The sequence below is a fragment of the Mesorhizobium sp. P2_F8 genome (genome assembly GCF_056403655.1).
Map to the genome: position 1 here is coordinate 1 of NZ_JBFUFB010000068.1, position 3,810 is coordinate 3,810.

A 3,810-nucleotide genomic window follows, 5' to 3' on the forward strand; every position below is an offset into this window, starting at 1 on the left:
CTCCCAACTGCTGCCGCGCGAGCTGGCATTGCCGGTACGTTTGCCGGTGATGCGATGACCGATGCGCTCAAAACGGCCGAGCTTCTTGATGTCAATGTGGATCATCTCGCCGGGATGCTCGCGCTCGTAGCGCCGGACCGGTTCGGCCGGTTCGATATCCCTCAACCGCGACAGTCCGGCACGCTTGAGTACCCGGCTGACGGTGGCAGGCGAGACGCCGACCTCATGGGCGATATGCTTGCCGGTCCAGCGTTGCCGGCGCAGCGCCATGATGCGCTCGGCGATCAACGCAGCGGTGGCCTGTGGCATATGGGCGGGCCGCGAGGAACGGTCGATCATGCCGGCCCGCCCTTCGGCCTTATAGCGTTCGACCCAGCGCGCCACGATCTTGGCCGACACGCCGTAGACGCGCGCCGCATGGGCTTTGGAGAAAGCGCCTTCTATCACCGACAGCGCCATCTCCTCTCGACGCAGCGGCGTGAGACGGGCATTCTTGTGGATGTTCATTCGGACCCTCCGGTGAGTGCTGAAGCCTGGTAACTCCAGTCTCCTCGGTCCGGTCCGAATGGACAACCTCCCGAAAGCTCACATCTAGCTAGGAATACGAAGCAAGCCCGCGCCATGGAGGACCAATGACGATCGACCCAATCATTCCTTGGCACCGAGAGTGCGAAGCAGAGCACCAATTTCCGAACGTCCTGTTGCGCTCTCCGCAATCTTGGGCGCCACCCCCACGGTGCGCTACGATAATTTGGTACGGGAGGCAGGGCATTGTTGAGAAGGCGCCATTGATGCCGAAAAAGTCTCATGCGATCCGACGCGCCTCCCGCGATTTCGAACAGGCAGAGGGCTGACACGCGATGTCTTACTGAACAAGGCGGCTTCCTTTTTCGGCCAGTCGCTTACGTCTCTGTTCGCGGAAGGCTGTCATGCCATAGCGAGTGATCCCGTAGAACAACAGGCCAAAAATCAGCCCCAGTGGCACCGCGCCGAACAACATCGGCTTTAGCACCGGTTCCCACAGTTGCGAAATTGAAAGGGTTTGCAACATCTCACTCAGATGGGCTGGCGGGCCGTGAATTCGCAGGGGGTTTTCAACATGATCTTGCCTGTCTCCCAGGACGCTCCCACAACAAGTGGGAAGGTCAGCGGGTTGCCAAAGACAAATGTTYCTAAACCTCCCGCCACCATGTTTCCCGCGATCAGCCAGCATACAAAGGCGGCAATGGCGAAATGGGATCCTACCGGAAAGAACGACGCGAAAACCCCAGCCGCTACCCCCGCCGCTACTGCGTGTGGAGTGGCATTCAGGCGCAGAATGCGCTTCGAAAAATATTGAAGCGAGCGTGAGAACGACCGGCGCGGCCACACATAAGTGCGTAAGCGCTCGAAGAGACCATCAGGATTTCGGCGTCTAAAGAGCACTCTCTTGCCCACTTACAATGCAGTCTGGAGTTGATTCCGATTGATGTCGTCTCTTTAAAAAAGCAACCTTCTGAATTTGAACCAGCCAGGAGCACCGTTGAGGATTGCAAGCACGATCGGGCACCGCCTTGCCGGTGAGTTGGCAAGCAGCGTGCCCTATTCGCACTGGCGCCGCGGCCCGCCGGAATAGGGCTGGTAGCTGTTGTCTTCGGGACGGTAGGATCGGTAGCGGCTGAAGCAGGATTGGACGTGGTCGTCCGAAAGGTCTTCTGTTGCAACCAGAGGACCGGCGCCTTCGACATAGCCAACTTCGGTGGGCTGTTGCGCGCCCTGGTCGGCGGCGATGATGTCCAGATAGGGCGACAGGCAGGGCCGCTGCTGGCCGCTATAGGACCTGTAGCTGTTGTCGTCGGGATTGTAGGAGCGGTAACGGTCCGCGCACCAGCGGACATGGGCAGGTGGCAGCCTGACTTCCTGCTCGCCAGCGCCTGGCGCCACCGCGCTCGTATTGGTCGGATCGGGCGCCTGCACCGTCGCGGCGACGTCGGGCGCCGCAGGCTGCGCGGCAGCCACGCGCTCCAGGCCCTGCGCGGCCTTGTCGACGGGCTGTGCGTCCTTGGTCCAAAGCTGCGAGACACTGTCGGCGGGCTTCGCCTGATGCACGGGCTTTGCGACAATCAGCCAAGCAGCGAAAGCTAGCCCGCTGGCGAAGACCGCAAGGGTCAGGATGAAGCCACTGACCAGTGCCAAAACCGCTTTCATCACACACTCCTTGAGACCCAGCTAATAGAATGCGGAGCGTCGGGACTGGTTCCAGCAAGCGCGACCGCGCGTCGTGTTGGCGTGTCTCCCTGCACGAGCGTATACCAGATCACGCGGTAAAGACGTCAGAGGCACAATGAGCTGGCGCCGCGTGGGACAAAGTGCTCAGTAGCTTTATGAGTGCAAAGCACTAAATAGCGCAGATGCCTGACAAAAATCACCGAAACCCACAGCTCTCCCAGACCGCTGCCGAGCAGCTGGTTCAAAGTGTCGTCGATTACGCAATATTCATGCTCGATACCGAGGGCAGGATTCAGAGTTGGAACACTGGTGCAGAGCGAATCAAGGGCTACACCGCTGGTGAGATTATCGGCGAACATTTCTCGCGTTTCTATACGGAAGAGGATCGCGCCGCGGGAGTGCCGCAAGCGGCGCTGAAGCAGGCGGTAGAGGAGGGCAGATTTCACGCCGAAGGCTGGCGTCTGCGCAAAGATGGCAGGCACTTCTGGGCAATGGTGGTGATCGACCCCATTTTTTCGAGAATGGAAAACCCGCCGGCTTCGCCAAAGTCACCCGCGATATCACGCACCATCGTGAGATGCAGCTCGCGGCTTTGGAGAGCGAACGTCGCTTTCGGTTGCTGGTGCAAGGGGTGACGGACTACGCCATTTACATGCTTGATCCAGAAGGGAAGATCACGAACTGGAACACCGGCGCGGAGCGCATCAAAGGCTACAGTGCCGCTGAGATTCTAGGCCAGCATTTTTCGATCTTCTATACGCCTGAGGAGCAAGAGGCCGGGGTACCGCGTCAGAGCGCAGGCAGACCGACCATTGGCCGCAATTGGCGTGCCTGTGGACGCCGTAGGCTTCAAAGTCATCAAATGTCGTCGGCAGGCTTGCCGTTGTCATTGCCGCCACGGCGCGCGATCTCAATCTCAAGCCGAGCGAGCACGCGATGAGACAGCGAGAGCGCGCGATAGGCAGGCGACTCCTGCATCTCGATCAGCCCGCCAGGCGAACTGGCCGCCGATCGTCGTGCGATTACCTTGCCGTGCGCGGCCCCTATCAGCCATTGCCGGCCCACTATTCTGCGTTCTGCCAACGCACGAGATCACCGGCGTTTGCGGGTCGTTGATCTCCATCGGGGAAAATCGAGACGCGATCGAGGCGGCCGAATTGCTTGCAACAAACGCCCGGCGAGCATCCGAAAAGCCGAGCTCAAAAAAACAAAAGCCCAGCGCATGTCTGATGGCCTGACGCGGATCTCAAGAGCAGCGACATAGCAGTCAGTCGCCGCCCATGCGCAAAGCGATGCCATCTCTCTGTCGGCATTTTTCAATGCTTCCAGTCCTTGGCGAGCAAAGTAGTTAGCCTGCTTCCATTGCAGGCGACCGGCCAGGTCGTCACGCGCGGTATCTTTAAGCGATTGCGGAGCGGCCGCCGCCGTGCGCAGCCAGGTCGGCCCCGGAGCGGCCGGCGCAACCGGGCCTGAGCTCGCGGCGGCCGCCGGGGCATAGTGCATCAATTTCGGGCGGTGAATCATCCCGGAGAGCATGAATTAGAGCGGCGCTTATGGCGCCGCTTTTTGTCGAAAACCGCCGCGCCTGTCGTGGGCTAGTAA

5 protein-coding genes and 1 pseudogene are annotated in these 3,810 nt (G+C 60.1%); 1 reads left to right on the forward strand and 5 read right to left on the reverse strand.

The genetic code is table 11. The annotated features are described in order from the left end of the window. The 3 genes from AC1DZP_RS35750 to AC1DZP_RS35760 form a co-directional block, all read right to left on the reverse strand. On the reverse strand, window positions 1-507 hold a 507-nt coding region (locus AC1DZP_RS35750; RefSeq protein ID WP_477309001.1), incomplete at its 3' end, for a helix-turn-helix domain-containing protein. A 549-nt stretch (window positions 508-1,056) separates the two neighbouring features. Continuing rightward, window positions 1,057-1,437 carry a DUF2062 domain-containing protein gene (locus AC1DZP_RS35755; RefSeq protein ID WP_477309003.1) on the reverse strand — a complete coding sequence of 127 codons (381 nt, stop codon included), beginning with the start codon at window positions 1,435-1,437 and terminating at the stop codon, window positions 1,057-1,059. 144 nt (window positions 1,438-1,581) lie between these two features. Then, a complete protein-coding gene (locus AC1DZP_RS35760) occupies window positions 1,582-2,187 on the reverse strand; it encodes a BA14K family protein (protein ID WP_477309005.1) in 606 nt (201 codons plus the stop codon). Between the two features lie 203 nt (window positions 2,188-2,390). Between AC1DZP_RS35760 and AC1DZP_RS35765 the strand changes: the two are divergent. Beyond that, window positions 2,391-3,004, forward strand: a pseudogene (locus AC1DZP_RS35765) (PAS domain-containing protein); the annotation flags it as partial. Between the two features lie 62 nt (window positions 3,005-3,066). Here AC1DZP_RS35765 and AC1DZP_RS35770 read toward each other — a convergent pair. Beyond that, window positions 3,067-3,291: a hypothetical protein gene (locus AC1DZP_RS35770; protein ID WP_477309009.1), complete on the reverse strand. Its 225-nt coding sequence runs from the start codon at window positions 3,289-3,291 to the stop codon at window positions 3,067-3,069. A gap of 9 nt (window positions 3,292-3,300) precedes the next feature. Further along, window positions 3,301-3,744, reverse strand: coding sequence for a hypothetical protein (locus AC1DZP_RS35775; protein ID WP_477309007.1), 444 nt, complete (start codon window positions 3,742-3,744; stop codon window positions 3,301-3,303). Window positions 3,745-3,810: the final 66 nt, after the last annotated feature.